The sequence below is a fragment of the Bradyrhizobium sp. Kon69 genome (assembly GCF_055807515.1).
On record NZ_JBVVOS010000009.1, the window covers coordinates 35,649 to 51,963 of the forward strand.

Annotated in this window: 19 protein-coding genes; 15 read left to right on the plus strand and 4 right to left on the minus strand. The window is 62.9% G+C overall.

Features of this window, described 5'->3' with window-relative positions:
- Positions 1 to 18: 18 nt before the first annotated feature.
- Positions 19 to 183, minus strand: a complete 165-nt coding sequence (locus tag AC0L3U_RS13855) for a Flp family type IVb pilin (RefSeq protein WP_456766327.1) — start codon at positions 181 to 183, stop codon at positions 19 to 21.
- Positions 184 to 442: 259 nt separating this feature from the next.
- Here AC0L3U_RS13855 and AC0L3U_RS13860 point away from each other — a divergent pair, with 259 nt between their 5' ends.
- The 4 genes from AC0L3U_RS13860 (at position 443) to AC0L3U_RS13875 (ending at position 3,423) form a co-directional block, all read left to right on the plus strand.
- On the plus strand, positions 443 to 1,270 hold the full coding sequence (locus tag AC0L3U_RS13860; RefSeq protein ID WP_473347380.1) for a sterol desaturase family protein: 828 nt from the start codon (positions 443 to 445) through the stop codon (positions 1,268 to 1,270).
- A 152-nt stretch (positions 1,271 to 1,422) separates the two neighbouring features.
- Complete coding sequence (locus AC0L3U_RS13865; RefSeq protein ID WP_027570204.1) at positions 1,423 to 1,920, plus strand: pilus assembly protein N-terminal domain-containing protein; 498 nt, start codon at positions 1,423 to 1,425, stop codon at positions 1,918 to 1,920.
- Between the two features lie 274 nt (positions 1,921 to 2,194).
- A complete protein-coding gene (locus AC0L3U_RS13870) occupies positions 2,195 to 2,767 on the plus strand; it encodes a TadE/TadG family type IV pilus assembly protein (protein WP_473347381.1) in 573 nt (190 codons plus the stop codon).
- Between the two features lie 5 nt (positions 2,768 to 2,772).
- Complete coding sequence (locus AC0L3U_RS13875; RefSeq protein ID WP_473362131.1) at positions 2,773 to 3,423, plus strand: TadE/TadG family type IV pilus assembly protein; 651 nt, start codon at positions 2,773 to 2,775, stop codon at positions 3,421 to 3,423.
- Between the two features lie 78 nt (positions 3,424 to 3,501).
- Here the strand turns inward: AC0L3U_RS13875 and AC0L3U_RS13880 are convergent, their stop codons facing one another.
- The 3 genes from AC0L3U_RS13880 to AC0L3U_RS13890 form a co-directional block, all read right to left on the minus strand.
- Positions 3,502 to 3,714 (minus strand): cold-shock protein, encoded by a 213-nt coding sequence (locus tag AC0L3U_RS13880; RefSeq protein WP_007599788.1) that lies wholly within the window; start codon positions 3,712 to 3,714, stop codon positions 3,502 to 3,504.
- Positions 3,715 to 3,984: 270 nt separating this feature from the next.
- A complete protein-coding gene (infA, locus tag AC0L3U_RS13885; RefSeq protein ID WP_007599789.1) occupies positions 3,985 to 4,272 on the minus strand; it encodes a translation initiation factor IF-1 in 288 nt (95 codons plus the stop codon).
- Positions 4,273 to 4,295: 23 nt separating this feature from the next.
- The gene (locus AC0L3U_RS13890; RefSeq protein WP_473362132.1) at positions 4,296 to 5,876 is read right to left on the minus strand and encodes a DEAD/DEAH box helicase; all 1,581 of its coding nucleotides are present in this window, start codon (positions 5,874 to 5,876) and stop codon (positions 4,296 to 4,298) included.
- A 479-nt stretch (positions 5,877 to 6,355) separates the two neighbouring features.
- Between AC0L3U_RS13890 and urtA the strand changes: the two genes are divergently transcribed.
- The 11 genes from urtA (at position 6,356) to AC0L3U_RS13945 (ending at position 16,305) form a co-directional block, all read left to right on the plus strand.
- Complete coding sequence (gene urtA / locus AC0L3U_RS13895; RefSeq protein WP_007599797.1) at positions 6,356 to 7,678, plus strand: urea ABC transporter substrate-binding protein; 1,323 nt, start codon at positions 6,356 to 6,358, stop codon at positions 7,676 to 7,678.
- Between the two features lie 84 nt (positions 7,679 to 7,762).
- A complete protein-coding gene (urtB, locus tag AC0L3U_RS13900) occupies positions 7,763 to 9,370 on the plus strand; it encodes an urea ABC transporter permease subunit UrtB (RefSeq protein WP_473362133.1) in 1,608 nt (535 codons plus the stop codon).
- On the plus strand, positions 9,367 to 10,545 hold the full coding sequence (gene urtC, locus AC0L3U_RS13905; RefSeq protein WP_456766323.1) for an urea ABC transporter permease subunit UrtC: 1,179 nt from the start codon (positions 9,367 to 9,369) through the stop codon (positions 10,543 to 10,545). Before urtB ends, urtC begins: the two co-directional genes overlap by 4 nt.
- The gene (gene urtD, locus AC0L3U_RS13910; RefSeq protein ID WP_027515450.1) at positions 10,542 to 11,303 is read left to right on the plus strand and encodes an urea ABC transporter ATP-binding protein UrtD; all 762 of its coding nucleotides are present in this window, start codon (positions 10,542 to 10,544) and stop codon (positions 11,301 to 11,303) included. The genes urtC and urtD overlap by 4 nt, the downstream gene beginning before the upstream one ends.
- A gap of 3 nt (positions 11,304 to 11,306) precedes the next feature.
- A complete protein-coding gene (gene urtE / locus AC0L3U_RS13915) occupies positions 11,307 to 12,002 on the plus strand; it encodes an urea ABC transporter ATP-binding subunit UrtE (RefSeq protein WP_473264576.1) in 696 nt (231 codons plus the stop codon).
- A gap of 31 nt (positions 12,003 to 12,033) precedes the next feature.
- Complete coding sequence (locus AC0L3U_RS13920) at positions 12,034 to 12,864, plus strand: urease accessory protein UreD (protein WP_473362134.1); 831 nt, start codon at positions 12,034 to 12,036, stop codon at positions 12,862 to 12,864.
- A gap of 33 nt (positions 12,865 to 12,897) precedes the next feature.
- Entirely contained in the window at positions 12,898 to 13,200 is a 303-nt protein-coding gene (locus tag AC0L3U_RS13925) for an urease subunit gamma (RefSeq protein WP_007599811.1), read from the plus strand.
- Positions 13,201 to 13,210: 10 nt separating this feature from the next.
- Complete coding sequence (locus AC0L3U_RS13930) at positions 13,211 to 13,516, plus strand: urease subunit beta (RefSeq protein WP_007599812.1); 306 nt, start codon at positions 13,211 to 13,213, stop codon at positions 13,514 to 13,516.
- A 57-nt stretch (positions 13,517 to 13,573) separates the two neighbouring features.
- The gene (locus AC0L3U_RS13935; protein ID WP_473362135.1) at positions 13,574 to 14,113 is read left to right on the plus strand and encodes an HD domain-containing protein; all 540 of its coding nucleotides are present in this window, start codon (positions 13,574 to 13,576) and stop codon (positions 14,111 to 14,113) included.
- 37 nt (positions 14,114 to 14,150) lie between these two features.
- On the plus strand, positions 14,151 to 15,866 hold the full coding sequence (gene ureC / locus AC0L3U_RS13940) for an urease subunit alpha (RefSeq protein WP_007605426.1): 1,716 nt from the start codon (positions 14,151 to 14,153) through the stop codon (positions 15,864 to 15,866).
- A 139-nt stretch (positions 15,867 to 16,005) separates the two neighbouring features.
- Positions 16,006 to 16,305 carry a putative quinol monooxygenase gene (locus AC0L3U_RS13945; RefSeq protein WP_473290405.1) on the plus strand — a complete coding sequence of 100 codons (300 nt, stop codon included), beginning with the start codon at positions 16,006 to 16,008 and terminating at the stop codon, positions 16,303 to 16,305.
- Positions 16,306 to 16,315: the final 10 nt, after the last annotated feature.

Here is a 16,315-nt window from a genome sequence, read left to right on the forward strand (position 1 = left end):
CCGTCGTTCGTCGATCGCTTACTTCAGCGAGCTGCTGATCGAGTTGAACTTGGCGTTCAGCGTGCTGCCGAGATTGTTGACGACGGTGATGATGGCCAGCGCGATGCCGGCGGCGATCAGACCGTATTCGATGGCGGTGGCGCCGGATTCATCCTTCGCGAAACGCGCAATCAGGTTCTTCATGAACAAAACTCCATCTGGGGTGGGATCGCCTCGTTCGGCGTGTGCTTGACGCAATGACCATGAGATCCGAGCTCTTTCGGGAGAGTTAATTCGATCGGGCAAACCCGCCGGCCGCTGGCCAGAGTGAATTTCGCCTTAAGGCAGCCAGTTGCAATCGTTCCAGTTCCGGATGTGCAGCAAGCGCAGTTCCGGCTTCACCGTCCCTTAAATTTGGGGGAGTACGCGTAGGCGGGACCAGCAATTCGCAAGAGAGGCGACAATGTCGAGCCTGCCCATGGAAATCGCCCTGATGCTCGGCGAGACCATCGCGAAGGTGATCCCCACGACCTTCGCGCTCGCGGTGGTCTTCACCGTGCTCGAGCACGTCTGGGCCTGCAATCCCGGCGTGCCCTGGTGGCGCAAGCGGGAGATCGTCACGGACATCTGCTACTGGTTTGTCGTTCCGGTGTTCGCACGCGTCATGCGGATCAGCCTTCTGATCGTCGGTGCGAGCTTCGTCTTCAACATCCATGATGCCGACGGGCTCATCGCCTTCTACGACAATGGCCACGGCCCGCTGGCGCTATTGCCGCTCTGGGTCCAGGCCGTGCTGTTCCTGGTCCTGTCCGATTTCATGCTGTACTGGCTGCACCGGCTGTTCCACGGCGGCGGGTTCTGGAAGTACCACGCGATCCATCACTCCTCGGAGGAGATCAGCTGGATTTCCGCGGCCCGCTTCCATCCCGTCAATCTCGTGCTCGGTACGATCGCGGTCGACGTCGTGCTGCTGATGGCCGGCATTTCGCCGAACGCCATGGTCTGGCTCGCCCCGTTCACGACCTTCCATTCGGCCTTCGTGCACGCCAATCTCAACTGGACCTTCGGGCCGTTCAAATATGTGCTGGCGACGCCGGTGTTCCATCGCTGGCACCACACCTCCCTCGCAGAGGGCGGCGACACCAATTTTGCCGGCACGTTCCCGATCTGGGATGTGCTGTTCGGCACTTTCCGCATGCCCGCGGGGCAATTGCCGCAGGATTACGGCAAGGATGAAGCCACCATGCCGAAGGAGATCGGAGGGCAGCTTGCCTATCCGTTCCGCCGCTAGGTTCTCGAGGGCCGCGAAATGCCAGTCCGTTCAAACAATAGTCGGCGAATTTGCGGAACGTTCACGAATTGAGGGCAGGTTAGCCGGGTCGGGCACCGGCTCGGCTGTATCTGATTGCTTCTGCCGGTTTGTGACGTCCCGGGGGTAAGAGTATGCGTAAACAACTGCTGCGCCGTCATGCGCGCGTCTGTCTTCTGGTTGCGGCCGCGGTGCTGGCATCGCCGGCTGCTGGCCTTGCCGAGCCGACCGCAGATGCCATTGCCGTGAATGTCGACCAGGCCAAGCTGGTGCGGTTGCCTGGCAAGGTGGCGACCATCGTGGTCGGCAATCCCATGATCGCCGACGTCACGCTCCAGCCTGGTGGCATGATCGTCGTGACCGGCAAGGGCTATGGCGCCACCAATTTCATCGCGCTCGACCGAGGCGGCGAGATCCTGGTCGACCGCCAGATCCAGGTCGAAGGTCCGAGCGATCGGCTCGTCACCGTCTATCGCGGGATCGAGCGCGAGTCCTACAGCTGCATGCCGGTTTGCCAGCGTCGCGTGACGCTCGGCGACAGCGACACCTATTTCAACAACACGATGAGTCAGGCCGGTTCGTTGAGCAGCACGGCCAGCGGCAATGCTGGTGCGGGCGCCAAGACGAACTGAGTAAGACGAACTGAGTAAGACGAACTGAGTAAGACCAACCAGCGAGTTTGATTGGCGGGTTTGCCGGGGCAAGGATCGCCCCGGGCCGACGCGGGCGCGTGAGTTTCTCTCTCCGTATGCTCGTCTCAATGTTCTCGTCTCCTTGGCTGGGTCGTTCACGGTTAACGCGCCCTTAATGGTCCGGGCCGCCGGGTGTGGATCGCCTGAAACACTTAAACAATCAGTTTCCGCTATTGAACATGGCAGATGATTGCTGCTGCTGCTGGGGAATTTGATGCCTTCGCCTGCACCTACGAGGTTCACGCTCCTCGCCATGCTGCGCCGGTTTCGCGGCAGTCGCCGCGGCTCCGCAGCCGTCGAGTTCGCGCTGGTCGCACCGATGTTCTTCGCGCTGCTGTTCGCCGTCATCGAGACGGCGCTGATGTTCTTGGCGACCCAGGTGCTCGAGAGCGCCAGCCAGAATTCCGCGCGGGTGTTGCTGACGGGGCAGGCGCAATCCGGTTCGGTGGCGGCCTGCGCGGTGTCCGGCGTGAGCACGCCCTGCTCGCAAACGACGTTCAAGGCTTACGTCTGCAGCCAGATCCCAGCGCTCTTTGATTGCACCAAGCTCTACGTCGACGTTGTGAGTACAAACTCGTTCGGAGCACTAAGCCTCACCAGCTACGGCAATTCCTGCAGCTTCAACCCTGCCGGCGTGCAGTACAATGCCGGGGCCGCCGGTCAGGTCGTCGTGGTGCGCCTGTTCTATCAGTGGCCGCTCATCGTCACCGGCCTTGGCTTCAACATGGGCTGCAGCAACAAACGGCTGCTGGTCGCGACCGCGGCCTTCAAGAACGAACCTTTTTGAGACAGATGGATTCGAGCAAGCCGATGCAGCCGATTGCGCATATCTGGAGGAATACCGGTCACTTCGTGCGTGACTTCGTCGCCGACAAGCGCGCACTCGCGGCGACCGAATTCGCGGTGATCGTGCCGCTGATGCTGGTGATGTTCTTCGGTACCGTCGAATTTTCATCGGCCGTGGCGATTGATCGCAAAGTCACAATGATTGCACGGACACTGTCCGATTTGACGTCGCAGTCAACGTCGCTCGACTCTGGCGACTTGCAGGACACGTTCACGGCAAGCATTTCGATGATCATGCCTTACGACGCTACGCTCGTGAACGGCACGGTTCTTCAGATCTATATCGACTCGAGCAGCGTCGCCAAAATTAAATGGAGCCAGTCCGCCACCATTGCCAACGGTGCGACGCAGGCCACGCTGACGGCTCCGCCCTCGGCTCTGGCTGCTGGTACCACGGTCACCTCGATGATTCCGTCGACGCTCTTGATCCCGAAGACCTACCTCATTTACAGCGAGGCGAGTTACCTCTACACGCCTTCCGTCAAATTTGTTCTGAAGTCGGGCATCATGCTGAGTGATGTCTCCTACACGCGTCCGCGCCAGGTCACCTGCGTTCCTTACAACGGCGTACCGTCGCTGCCGTGCCCCCTGAACTAGAAAAAAGGCCGGGCATTGCGCCCGGCCTTTTCCTTTTGACTTGTTCGCTCGAGCCGATCGGGGCCGTAAGCGGTAGGCTCAACCGGCGGAGCGGAGGTTGTCCGCTGCCGACTTGCCGGAACGGCGGTCGGCCACGATCTCGTAGGAGATCTTCTGACCTTCGCGCAGCGTGCCGAGGCCTGCACGCTCCACAGCGCTGATGTGGACGAACACGTCCTGGCCGCCATCGTCGGGCTGGATGAAGCCGAAGCCTTTGGTCGCGTTAAACCACTTCACGGTTCCCATGCTCATGGGGGTAGTCCCTTCTCAGATAACACAATGTCAGAGCCCGCTCGCGCGGACAGGTTAGATCGAATTTTTGGAAGGGTCGTCAGCGTGTCTGAACCGGCTGTACCGGTGGATGCTAATGTCGTCCGGCCGAAAATCGATTAATTCATTTTATTGGAAACAGAACCCCAAAACAATGCTGACGTGCACGATTTTTTGATCCGCCGTGATGCTCACGGCGGATCAGCATACAGGTCGGAACTTCAGGTCCTCGCTCGCGCGCTGAGCCCCCGACTAGCGGCGGCGGAACTGGCCGCCGCGCTGTCCGGGGCGCGGAGGTCCGCCCATCCCGCTCGGACGTTCGTCCTTGTGGCGGAAAATCAGCCGGCCCTTTTCGAGGTCATAGGGCGACATCTCCACTGTCACGCGGTCGCCCGCCAGAGTCTTGATGCGGTTCTTCTTCATCTTGCCGGCGGTGTAGGCGACGATCTCGTGTCCGGCGTCGAGCTGCACGCGGTAGCGCGCGTCGGGGAGGATTTCGGTGACCAGTCCTTCGAACTGGATCAGCTCTTCCTTAGCCATGAATTTCTCCAGGTCGTGGACGGCTAGTGCGAATGGGGTTTGCGGTTCGGTTGGCCGTTCGGCCGACTCTCGCGGCGCAAAAAGGCAACGCCTTGTATCCCATCAGACGCCCCGGCGCTATGCGCGGAACGCTGTTCCGGACGGCCGTTTGGCGAAGAATGCGCCTTGCCGCCGGTGTGGTCGCGACGAGGAGCCTTCGAAGCCTTCGGGCCAGTGCCGGGCCGTGCGTCAGCACGTCTGGCGTCGCCATGCCGTCCCTCGCCGGGTCTTCCGTCGCCCTGCTTGGCGGCACTGTGGTGGCGCCCGTCCGCATGCCTTTCGTCGGCGCGGCGACCGTCACCATGCCTTGCGCCTTGCGGACGCTGGCCCGGGCGGCCCGGCCGACCCTGTCGTTGCTGCTGCGGGGGAGGACCCGCATCGCGGCGGCCGGCGTCGGTGCGGCGATCCTCACGCGGCAGCGCCACTTTGATCAGCCGCTCGATGTCGCGGAGATAGCTCAGCTCCTCGCCGCCTGCGACCAGTGAGATCGCGGTACCCTCGGCACCCGCGCGTGCGGTGCGACCGATGCGATGCACATAGGTCTCCGGCACGTTGGGCAGGTCGAAATTGATGACGTGGGTGATGCCGTCGACATCGATGCCGCGGGCGGCGATGTCGGTGGCGACCAGCGTGCGGATTTCACCGGTGCGGAACTGGGCAAGCGTCCGTTCGCGATGGTTCTGCGACTTGTTACCGTGGATGGCGCTGGCGGGGATCCCCGCCTTCTCGAGTGTCTTTACGACCTTGTCGGCGCCGTGCTTGGTGCGCGTGAAGACCAGGGCTCGGTTGACCTGCTCCTGTTTCAACAGCTGGGCGAGGAACGCCGGCTTCGCGGAGAAGTCGACCTGGATGATGCGCTGCTGGATGCGTTCCACGGTCGAGGAGACCGGGGTCACCGCGACACGAGCGGGGTCGCGCAGCATGGCGTCGGCCAGCTCGGCGATGTCCTTCGGCATGGTGGCCGAGAAGAACAGCGTCTGCCGCTTGATCGGCAGCTTGGCGACGATTTTGCGGATGTCGTTGATGAAGCCCATGTCGAGCATGCGATCGGCCTCGTCGAGCACGAGGAATTCGACGCTTCCAAGCTTCAGTCCGTTGCTCTGCACGAGGTCGAGCAAACGGCCGGGGGTGGCGACCAGCACCTCGACGCCCTGCATCAGCGAGCGAACCTGACGGCCCATCGGCACGCCGCCGATGGCGAGGGTCGAGGACAGGCGGATGTGGCGGCCATAGGCGTTGAAGCTGTCGAGGATCTGGCCGGACAGTTCGCGGGTCGGCGACAGCACCAGGACGCGGGTCGTCTTCGGCTGCGGCTTGATGCGATTCTCGAGCAGGCGGTGCAGGATCGGCAGCGCGAAGGACGCGGTCTTGCCGGTTCCGGTCTGGGCGATGCCGACGACGTCGCGGCCGGTCAGCGCGGTCGGAATCGTCTGGGCCTGGATCGGGGTGGGGGTGACGTAGTTCTCTTCGGTGAGAGCACGAGCGATGGGTTCGGCGAGGCCGAAATCCTGAAACGAAGTCAAAAGGTGGGTTCTTTCCATGTCAAAAGCGGGCGCCCGGCGCATTCGGCGCGGCGCGCGCAAAAGGGTGTCGAGAGGGACACCTGCGTGTTTGGGGTGTCGGATGGCTTGATGGGATGGGGCAAGCCAGACGCCCGTAAGGGCTTAAGAACACGCGGCTCGCAACGGTCTCTGATTCGCAAGAGACCTCGACCCTCATATGGAACATTGAGGCGGCGCTTTCAAGGCAGGCTCACCCCAAATGGTGATCGCGGTGCAGAAATAGTTATGCCGGAAATTTAGCCAGACTGGGAAATTTGCTCAGAAAATAGCCTGCCTGCCGCATTCGCATACATTTGAATTGCTCAATGTTTAAGCGGCGCAGCCATGGCGATGGTTCGTTTTCTGTCGATTTTTCCAGCGAAATCAATAGCCTAATATGTGTCTAATCCATGGCACGGTTCTTGCGAATCCGTTAATCGCAGGCGGCCGTTGGGGCCGTTTCGCAGCGTTTTTCACGTCTGCGTCAGGGAGATGAGACACTCATGCATAGCAAATCCACTCACGATATAGCGGCGCCATTTAGCCGCCGTGGCGTTCTCGCCGCGACCGCCGGACTGATGCTTGGTCTGGCTTCCATTTCCGGTGCGAAAGCCGCGGACGACACCATCAAGGTCGGCGTGCTTCATTCCCTCTCCGGCACCATGGCCATCAGCGAGACCACGCTGAAGGACACCATCCTCTTCCTGATCGACGAGCAGAACAAGAAGGGCGGCGTCAACGGCAAGAAGCTCGAAGCTGTCGTCGTCGATCCCGCTTCGAACTGGCCGCTGTTCGCCGAGAAGGCGCGCGAGCTGATCACCAAGGACAAGGTCTCGGTCGTGTTCGGCTGCTGGACCTCGGTGTCGCGCAAGTCGGTGCTCCCGGTGTTCAAGGAGCTGAACAGCATCCTGTTCTACCCCGTGCAGTACGAGGGCGAGGAGAGCGAGCGCAACGTGTTCTACACCGGTGCCGCGCCGAACCAGCAGGCGATCCCCGCCGTCGACTATCTGATGAAGGACGAGAAGGTGAAGCGCTGGGTGCTCGCGGGCACCGACTACGTCTATCCGCGCACCACCAACAAGATCCTGGAAGCCTATCTGAAGTCCAAGGGTGTCGCCCAGGAAGACATCATGATCAACTACACGCCGTTCGGTCATTCCGACTGGCAGACGATCGTGGCCGACATCAAGAAGTTCGGTTCGGCCGGCAAGAAGACCGCCGTGGTCTCGACCATCAACGGCGACGCCAACGTTCCTTTCTACAAGGAGCTCGGCAACCAGGGCATCAAGGCGAAGGACATCCCGGTCGTCGCGTTCTCGGTGGGTGAGGAAGAACTCGCCGGCATCGACACCAAGCCGCTGCTCGGCCATCTCGCCGCCTGGAACTACTTCCAGTCGATCAAGTCGCCGGAGAACGAGAAGTTCATCAAGGCGTGGCAGACCTACACCAAGAATCCGAAGCGCGTGACCAACGATCCGATGGAAGCGCACGTGATCGGCTTCGACATGTGGGTCAAGGCGGTCGAGAAGGTGAAGTCGACCGATCCGGACAAGGTGATCGACGCGCTCCCGGGCATCGAAGCCAAGAACCTGACCGGCGGCACCTCCAAGATGCTTCCGAACCATCACATCACCAAGCCGGTGTTCATTGGCGAAATCAAAGCCAACGGCCAGTTCGACGTGGTGTGGAAGACCCCGGGTCTTGTCGCGGGCGACGCCTGGTCGAAGGAGCTCGACGGCTCCAAGGACCTGGTCGGCGACTGGGTCGGCAAGAAGTGCGGCAACTTCAACACCAAGACCAACAAGTGCCTCGGTTCGGGTTCCTGATCCGAATCTGACGCTCCATTGCACGATCGGAGAAGGCGGCGATCCCGCCGCCTTCTCCACCCTTTTCTGCCGGGGTCTTTCACAGTGCCAGCCAATTTGTCCGCCCGCCTCTGTTCGCTCCTGCTCTCGTTGTTCCTGATCGCGTTCGCACTGCCGGCCTTGGCTGGTCCGTTCGAAGATGCGGTCGCCAAATTCGCCAACGACGATTATTCCGACACGGAAGAGGCGATCGGCGTGGTCGCGAGCAGCGGCAATACGCTGGCCTTTCCCATCATCAGCGCGCTCCAGGACGGCCGGCTGATGGCCGATCCGGACAGCAAGAAGGTTTACGTCACCGGTACCGACGGCAAGTCGATCGATGCCGCGACCGGTCAGGCCGTGGCCAGCGTGCCCGACAGTGCAAGCGCCGTCCGCCTCAACAACCGCCTGCGCCGCAGCGTCGATGCCGCGATCGGCAGTCTGACGCTGCAGTCACCCGACATCGGAGCGCGGCTCCAGGCCGCGCAATCCGTCTTCAAGTCGCATGAGGAGACCTCGCTCGAAGCCGTCGACGGCGCGCTCGCCAAGGAAACCAACCGATCCGTCAAGGCTGCGCTGGGCGACGCCCGCGCGGCGATCCTGTTGTTCAGGCCTGATGCCACCGAGCTCGAGAAGCTCGAAGCCGTTGCCACCATCAAGGCGCGCGGCGACCAGGAGGCGATGGCGCTTCTCACCGGCATGGGCGACCAGCCCGCCTCGGTGACCAAGGCTGCCGCGAGCGCAATCGGCTCAATCCAGAGTTCGCTCGCGGTCTGGTCGATGGTGCAGAATGCCTGGTACGGCCTCTCGCTCGGTTCAGTGCTGCTGCTTGCCGCGATCGGGCTTGCCATCACGTTCGGCGTGATGGGCGTCATCAACATGGCCCATGGCGAGATGGTGATGATCGGGGCCTACACCACCTTCGTGGTGCAGGAGGTGATCCGCACCCGCTATCCCGGCCTGTTCGACTATTCGCTGCTGATCGCGGTGCCGCTCGCCTTCCTGGTGGCGGGCGCGCTCGGCGTCGTGATCGAGCGCAGCATCATCCGCTTTCTCTATGGCCGTCCGCTGGAGACGCTGCTGGCGACGTGGGGCCTGTCGCTGGTGCTGCAGCAGGCCGTGCGCACCATGTTCGGCCCGACCAACCGCGAGGTCGGCAACCCCTCCTGGATGAGCGGCGCGTTCGAGCTCGGCCAGATCACGATTACCTATAACCGGCTCTGGATCCTTGTCTTCACGCTCGCGGTGTTCGTCATTCTGCTCGCGATGCTGCGCTACACGGCACTCGGGCTCGAGATGCGCGCGGTCACGCAGAACCGCCGCATGGCGGCTTCGATGGGCATCGCGACCTCGCGTGTCGATGCGCTGACCTTCGGCCTCGGCTCGGGCATTGCCGGCATCGCCGGCGTGGCGCTGTCTCAGATCGACAATGTCAGCCCCAATCTCGGCCAGAGCTACATCATCGACAGCTTCATGGTCGTCGTGTTCGGAGGCGTCGGCAATCTCTGGGGCACGCTGGTCGGCGCCTTCACGCTCGGCATCGCCAACAAATTCCTAGAGCCGGTCGCCGGCGCCGTGCTCGGCAAGATCGCCATCCTCGTTCTCATCATCCTGTTCATTCAAAAGCGGCCGCGCGGTCTGTTCGCGCTCAAGGGCCGTGCGGTGGAAGCATGACCCCTCACATGCTGACGCGATCGCTGGACCGCGGCGCGACGATCTTCCTTGCCGTCGTCGTGGCCTGCGGCATCCTCATCCCGCTCTCCAACCTGCTGCTGCCCGCGGGCTCGTTCCTGCAGGTGCCGACCTATCTCGTCGCGCTCTGGGGCAAATATGTCTGCTACGCCATCCTGGCGCTCTCGATTGACCTGATCTGGGGCTATTGCGGCATCCTCTCGCTCGGCCACGGCGCCTTCTTCGCGCTCGGCGGCTACGCGATGGGCATGTATCTGATGCGGCAGATCGGCAGCCGCGGTGTCTACGGCAACCCGATCCTGCCGGACTTCATGGTGTTCCTGAACTATTCGAAGCTGCCCTGGTACTGGTACGGCTTCGATATGTTCTGGTTTGCCGCGCTGATGGTGCTGATCGTGCCGGGTCTGCTGGCCTTTTGCTTCGGCTGGCTCGCCTTCCGATCCCGCGTCACGGGCGTGTATCTGTCGATCATCACGCAGGCGATGACCTATGCACTGCTGCTCGCCTTCTTCCGCAACGATTTCGGTTTCGGCGGCAACAACGGCATGACCGACTTCAAGGACATTCTGGGCTTCAACGTGCAGGCCGAGGGCACGCGTGCTGCGCTGTTCGCGCTGAGCTGCCTGGCGCTGATCGTTGGCTTCCTGATCTGCCGCGCCATCGTCTCGTCCAAGCTCGGCAAAGTGCTGATCGCCGTGCGCGATGCGGAATCGCGCACGCGCTTCCTCGGCTACCGCGTCGAATCCTACAAGCTGTTCGTGTTCACGGTGTCGGCCTGCATGGCCGGCGTCGCCGGCGCGCTCTATGTGCCGCAGGTCGGCATCATCAACCCAAGCGAATTCGCGCCGGGCAATTCGATCGAGGCAGTGATCTGGGTCGCGGTCGGCGGCCGCGGTACGCTGGTCGGCGCTGCGCTCGGTGCCGTCGTCGTCAACTACGCGAAAACGTTCTTCACCTCCGGCATGCTTGCGCCCTACTGGCTGTTCATGCTGGGCGCCATGTTCATCCTGGTGACGCTGCTGCTGCCCAAGGGTATCGTCGGCACGTTCAACGCCTGGTGGGACTCGTCGAAGGAAAGGCGCGACGCCGCGACCATTGCGAGCGCCGCGGCCGAAGACGGCGTCACCGAACCCAAAATGGCGGAGGAAGCGCAATGAACGTCATGGACACCCGCGCGACCTCCGCAATGCTCTATCTCGACGGCGTGCACGTCTCGTTCGACGGCTTCCACGCCATCAACAACCTCTCGCTGACGCTCGAGCCCGGCGAGATGCGCGCCATCATCGGCCCGAACGGCGCCGGCAAGACCACGATGATGGACATCATCACCGGCAAGACCAAGCCTGACGAAGGCACCGTGCTGTTCGACGGCGTCACCGACCTGACGCGACTGGACGAGACCCGCATCGCCGAGCTCGGCATCGGCCGCAAATTCCAGAAGCCGACCGTGTTCGAGAGCCAGACCGTGCAGGACAATCTGTTGCTCGCGCTCAATGTCGACCACAGCGTCAAGGGCACGCTGTTCTGGCGCGGCAGCCGGGCGGAATCCGAGCAGATCGATAAGGTGCTGGAGACGATCCGCCTCACCGATGCCCGCAACCGTCTCGCCGGCAGCCTCAGCCACGGCCAGAAGCAGTGGCTCGAGATCGGCATGCTGCTCGCACAGGATCCGAAACTGCTCCTCGTCGACGAGCCCGTCGCCGGCATGACCGACGTCGAGACGCATCTCACCGCCGAGCTGCTCAAGGAAATCAACAAGACCCACACCGTGATGGTGGTCGAGCACGACATGACGTTCGTGCGCGAGCTCGGCGTCAAGGTCACTTGCCTCCACGAGGGTACCGTGCTCGCGGAAGGCACCATCGACCAGGTCTCGTCCAACGAGCGGGTCATCGAAGTGTATCTGGGGCGGTGAGCGATGCTTGAGGTCAAGGACATCAACCTGTTCTACGGCGCGGCGCAGGCCCTGCGCGGCGTCTCGATCGCGGCCGAGCCCGGCAAGGTGACTTGCGTGCTCGGGCGCAACGGCGTCGGCAAGACCTCGCTCCTGCGCGCCATGGTCGGGCAGTACCCGATCTCCTCGGGCGCGATCGTGCTCGACGGCAGCGATATCACCGGCCTGAAGCCCTATGAGCGTGCGCGCAAGGGCATCGGCTTCGTGCCGCAGGGGCGCGAGATATTTCCGCTTCTGACGGTCGAGGAAAATCTCAAGACCGGCTTCGGCCCGCTCAAGCGCGAGGACAAGCACATTCCGGACGACGTGTACTCGCTGTTCCCGGTGCTGCAATCCATGCTCGGCCGGCGCGGCGGCGATCTCTCCGGCGGCCAGCAGCAACAGCTTGCGATCGGGCGCGCGCTGGTGATGCGGCCAAAGCTGCTGCTGCTCGACGAGCCGACCGAGGGCATCCAGCCCTCGATCATCAAGGACATCGGCCGCGCCATCTCGTACCTGCGCAATCTCGGCAACATCGCCATCGTGCTGGTCGAACAATATCTCGACTTTGCCTGCGAACTCGGCGACAGTTTTGCGGTGATGGATCGCGGCGCGGTGAAGTTCACCTGCGATCGCTCCAATCTCGACGCGAGCGAAATCAGCCGCCAGATGGCGCTGTAGGCCATTCTGCCGCGACCGGCTGGGGAGGCGGATGCGCAGCGACGTTTTAGCGACATCTTCGGTGTTCGACGCCAACCGCGCCCGCGGCGCGGTGCGCTTCGACGTCCACGCGCGCGACGGTGTGACACGTCGCGGGATATTGCATGAGTCCGGCTCCCTGCGCGTGCGCTTCCCTTCGCCGGAGGACGAGGGTCTCTCCGGTGTGTTCGTCAACACGGCCGGCGGCGTTGCGGGCGGCGATCGCTTCGACATCGAGATCGCGGCCGCAGATGGTTCGAAGCTGACGCTGACGACGGCAGCCGCGGAAAAGGTCTACCGCGCGCCAGCGCAGGCGGCGGAGCTCAATATAGCGCTGAAGGTTGCCGCAGGCGCACATCTCGGCTGGCTGCCGCAGGAGACGATCCTGTTCGACCGGGCGCGCGTGCGACGCCGCTTCGACATAGACCTCGATGCGACTGCCTCGCTCCTGCTGTGTGAGATCGTGGTGTTCGGCCGTACCGCCATGGGCGAACGGATGGAGCAGGGCGAGTTCGTCGACCGCTGGCGGCTGCGTCGTGGCGGCAAGTTAGTGTTCGCCGAGACCGTCAGGCTCGACGGCAATATCGGCGCAAAGCTTGCGCGATCGGCGGTGGCGAAGGGCGGCGCCGCGATCGGCACGGCGCTGATCGTGCCCGGCGACGAGGCCCTGATCGAGCGTCTCCGCGAGGCCTCGGAATCCTTTGGCGGCGAGGTCGGGATATCCGCCTGGAATGGCTTTGCAATGGCGCGGTTCTGTGCCCAAGATGCGGCGCGGCTGCGCGCCGACATGATGGCCGTGCTGGCGCGCACCGGTGCGGCGCTGCCGCGGCTCTGGCTCAATTGATCGGCTGAAAGTGTTGAACGGAAGAGATTTCGCATGAACCTGTCTCCCCGCGAAAAGGACAAGCTTCTGATCTCGATGGCGGCGATCGTGGCCCGCCGCCGACTGGATCGCGGCGTCAAGCTCAACCATCCCGAGGCGATCGCGCTCATCTCAGATTTCATCCTCGAAGGCGCGCGCGACGGCCGCACCGTCGCCGAGCTGATGCAGGCGGGTGCGCAGGTCCTCACCCGCGACCAGGTGATGCCGGGAATCCCAGAGATGATCCACGACATCCAGGTCGAGGCGACCTTTCCGGACGGGACCAAGCTCGTCACTGTGCACGAGCCGATCAGGTAGGAGTGAGAGCATGATCCCCGGCGAACTCTTCATCCAGGACGGCGAGATTGAGCTCAATGCCGGCCGCAAGACCGTGACGCTGACGGTTGCGAACACCGGCGACCGCCCGATCCAGGTCGGCTCGCACTATCATTTCTTCGAGACCAACCCGGCGCTGAAGTTCGACCGCAAGAAGGCCCGCGGCATGCGCCTTGACATCGCCGCCGGCACGGCGGTTCGCTTCGAGCCGGGCCAGACCCGCGACGTCCAGCTCGTCGCGGTGGCCGGCAAGAAGACCATCTACGGCTTCCGCGGCGACGTGATGGGGAAGCTGTGAATTCCACAGGAACGAGCGTGGCGCGGCACGGTTGAGGCGAAAACGGAGGACTTTGCCATGCTGTCACCTGTCCGCCTTGTCTCCGAAGCCGCCGAACTCGCCGCGCGCCGCCACAACGGGATGGCGCGCAAGGGCCGCGGTCATGAGCCTTACATCAACCACCTCGCCGAGGTCGCGAACCTGCTTGCGACCGCGACCGACGGCGCCGACGCCGAACTCGTTGCAGCCGGCTGGCTGCATGATGCTATCGAGGACACCGACACCACGCGCGAGGAGCTCGCGCAAAAATTCTCCGACCGTGTCGCGTCGCTTGTCGAGGAATGCACCGACGATATGAGCCTGCCGAAGCCGGAGCGGCGGCGGCGTCAGGTGCTCGACGCACCGAAGAAATCGGCTGGCGCCAGGCTGATCAAGATCGCCGACAAGATCAGCAATATCGGCGCGCGCGTACATTCCGATCCGACGGCCGAGGAACGTGACGACCTCGTCGATTACACCGACTGGGCCGAGCAGGTTGTCGCCGGTTGCCGCGGCGGCAACTCTTGGCTCGATACGACCTTCGACGACATGGTGCTCACAGCAAGGACCTCGCTGTGAGCACCGATCCCAAATTCAAACGCAAACGGGGCTTGTGATGTCCGTCAAAATAAAGCGTTCCGTCTATGCCGACATGTTCGGCCCGACCACCGGCGACAGGGTGCGGCTGGCCGACACCGACCTCATCATCGAGGTCGAGAAGGATTTCACCACCTACGGCGAGGAAGTGAAGTTCGGCGGCGGCAAGGTGATCCGCGACGGCATGGGCCAGTCGCAGGTCACCAACAAGCAGGGTGCGGCGGACACCGTCATCACCAATGCCCTGATCGTCGATCACTGGGGCATCGTGAAGGCCGACGTCGCGATCAAGGACGGCATGATCGCCGGCATCGGCAAGGCCGGCAATCCCGACATCCAGCCCGGTGTCACCATCATCATCGGCCCCGGCACCGACGTGATCGCGGGTGAAGGCAAGATCCTCACCGCCGGCGGCTTCGACAGCCACATCCATTTCATCTGCCCGCAGCAGATCGAGCACGCGCTGATGTCGGGCGTCACCTCGATGCTAGGGGGCGGCACCGGTCCGTCGCACGGCACGTTCGCCACCACCTGCACGCCGGGGCCGTGGCACATGGGGCGGATGATCCAGTCGTTCGACGCCTTCCCGGTCAATCTCGGCATCTCCGGCAAGGGCAACGCCTCGCGGCCCGCCGCGCTGGTCGAGATGATCAAGGCCGGCGCCTGTGCGCTGAAGCTGCACGAGGACTGGGGCACCACGCCGGCCGCGATCGACACCTGCCTGTCGGTTGCCGACGACTACGACATCCAGGTGATGATCCACACCGACACGCTGAACGAATCCGGCTTCGTCGAGGATACGATCAAGGCGTTCAAGGGCCGCACGATCCACGCCTTCCACACCGAGGGCGCCGGCGGCGGTCACGCCCCTGATATCATCAAGGTCGCCGGGCTGAAGAACGTGCTGCCGTCTTCGACCAACCCAACGCGGCCCTTCACGCGCAACACCATCGACGAGCATCTGGACATGCTGATGGTGTGCCACCACCTCGATCCCTCGATCGCGGAAGATCTGGCGTTCGCCGAAAGCCGCATCCGCAAGGAGACCATCGCGGCCGAGGACATCCTGCATGATCTCGGCGCGCTCTCGATGATCTCCTCGGACTCCCAGGCCATGGGCCGCCTCGGCGAGGTCATCATCCGGACCTGGCAGACCGCCGACAAGATGAAGAAGCAGCGCGGCTCGCTGCCGCAGGATAAGGGCAAGGACAACGACAATTTCCGCGTCAAACGCTACATCGCCAAATACACCATCAATCCCGCGATCGCCCATGGCGTTTCGAAGCTGATCGGCTCGGTGGAGAAGGGTAAGCTCGCCGATCTCGTGCTGTGGTCGCCAGCCTTCTTCGGCGTCAAGCCGGATTGCGTCGTCAAGGGCGGCATGATCGTCGCGGCTCCAATGGGCGATCCCAACGCCTCGATTCCGACCCCGCAGCCGGTGCATTACCAGCCGATGTTCGGCGCCTTCGGCAAGGCGATGACCGCGTCCTCCGTGGTGTTCACCTCGAAGGCCGCGATCACCGGCGGCCTCGCGCGCAAGCTCGGCATCGACAAGAAGCTCTATGCGGTCCAGAACACCCGCGGCAGGATCTCAAAGAAGAGCATGATCCACAACGACGCCACGCCCAATATCGAGGTCGATCCAGAGACCTATGAGGTCCGCGCCGACGGCGAGCTTTTGACCTGCGCCCCCGCCGAGGTGCTGCCGATGGCGCAGCGATATTTCATGTACTGAAATAGCGCCTCAACGCATGTCTCAGGAATGTGTCTTGCCGCATATCGGAGGCAGCTTTTCCGGTTTTGCGTTCGATCCCGCCTGGTCTAAGGTCCCGCCCGGTATCTGAAGCCCAGAAGAAAAGCCGGGAGGATTTCTCGTGATCTATGTCGTCGCCACCTTGACCATCAAGCCTGAAACGCGAGCCGAATTCATTGCAGCCGCCACCGCCTGCATCAAGGAGACGCGGAAAGAGCCCGGCAATATCACCTATGATCTGCATGAGAGCGTCACCGATCCCGCCAAGATGGTGTTCGTCGAGCAGTGGGAGAATGCCGAGGCGCTGGTGCCGCATCGCGCCATGGAGCACATGAAGACGTTCGGCCGCGTCGCGGTGAAGTGTTTTACGGCGCCGCCGAAGATCGAAGTGATCACGCCCGAGAAGGTCGAGACACGGTAACGGGGTAAAA

Excerpts from the sequence above, each read along its gene's own strand:
- AC0L3U_RS13855 (WP_456766327.1), bottom strand. The coding sequence starts at position 183 with ATGAAGAACCTGATTGCGCGTTTCGCGAAGGATGAATCCGGCGCCACC.
- AC0L3U_RS13860 (WP_473347380.1), top strand. The coding sequence starts at position 443 with ATGTCGAGCCTGCCCATGGAAATCGCCCTGATGCTCGGCGAGACCATC.
- AC0L3U_RS13865 (WP_027570204.1), top strand. The coding sequence starts at position 1,423 with ATGCGTAAACAACTGCTGCGCCGTCATGCGCGCGTCTGTCTTCTGGTT.
- AC0L3U_RS13870 (WP_473347381.1), top strand. The coding sequence starts at position 2,195 with ATGCCTTCGCCTGCACCTACGAGGTTCACGCTCCTCGCCATGCTGCGC.
- AC0L3U_RS13875 (WP_473362131.1), top strand. The coding sequence starts at position 2,773 with ATGGATTCGAGCAAGCCGATGCAGCCGATTGCGCATATCTGGAGGAAT.
- AC0L3U_RS13880 (WP_007599788.1), bottom strand. The coding sequence starts at position 3,714 with ATGAGCATGGGAACCGTGAAGTGGTTTAACGCGACCAAAGGCTTCGGC.
- infA (WP_007599789.1), bottom strand. The coding sequence starts at position 4,272 with ATGGCTAAGGAAGAGCTGATCCAGTTCGAAGGACTGGTCACCGAAATC.
- AC0L3U_RS13890 (WP_473362132.1), bottom strand. The coding sequence starts at position 5,876 with ATGCGCCGGGCGCCCGCTTTTGACATGGAAAGAACCCACCTTTTGACT.
- urtA (WP_007599797.1), top strand. The coding sequence starts at position 6,356 with ATGCATAGCAAATCCACTCACGATATAGCGGCGCCATTTAGCCGCCGT.
- urtC (WP_456766323.1), top strand. The coding sequence starts at position 9,367 with ATGACCCCTCACATGCTGACGCGATCGCTGGACCGCGGCGCGACGATC.
- urtD (WP_027515450.1), top strand. The coding sequence starts at position 10,542 with ATGAACGTCATGGACACCCGCGCGACCTCCGCAATGCTCTATCTCGAC.
- urtE (WP_473264576.1), top strand. The coding sequence starts at position 11,307 with ATGCTTGAGGTCAAGGACATCAACCTGTTCTACGGCGCGGCGCAGGCC.
- AC0L3U_RS13920 (WP_473362134.1), top strand. The coding sequence starts at position 12,034 with ATGCGCAGCGACGTTTTAGCGACATCTTCGGTGTTCGACGCCAACCGC.
- AC0L3U_RS13925 (WP_007599811.1), top strand. The coding sequence starts at position 12,898 with ATGAACCTGTCTCCCCGCGAAAAGGACAAGCTTCTGATCTCGATGGCG.
- AC0L3U_RS13930 (WP_007599812.1), top strand. The coding sequence starts at position 13,211 with ATGATCCCCGGCGAACTCTTCATCCAGGACGGCGAGATTGAGCTCAAT.
- AC0L3U_RS13935 (WP_473362135.1), top strand. The coding sequence starts at position 13,574 with ATGCTGTCACCTGTCCGCCTTGTCTCCGAAGCCGCCGAACTCGCCGCG.
- ureC (WP_007605426.1), top strand. The coding sequence starts at position 14,151 with ATGTCCGTCAAAATAAAGCGTTCCGTCTATGCCGACATGTTCGGCCCG.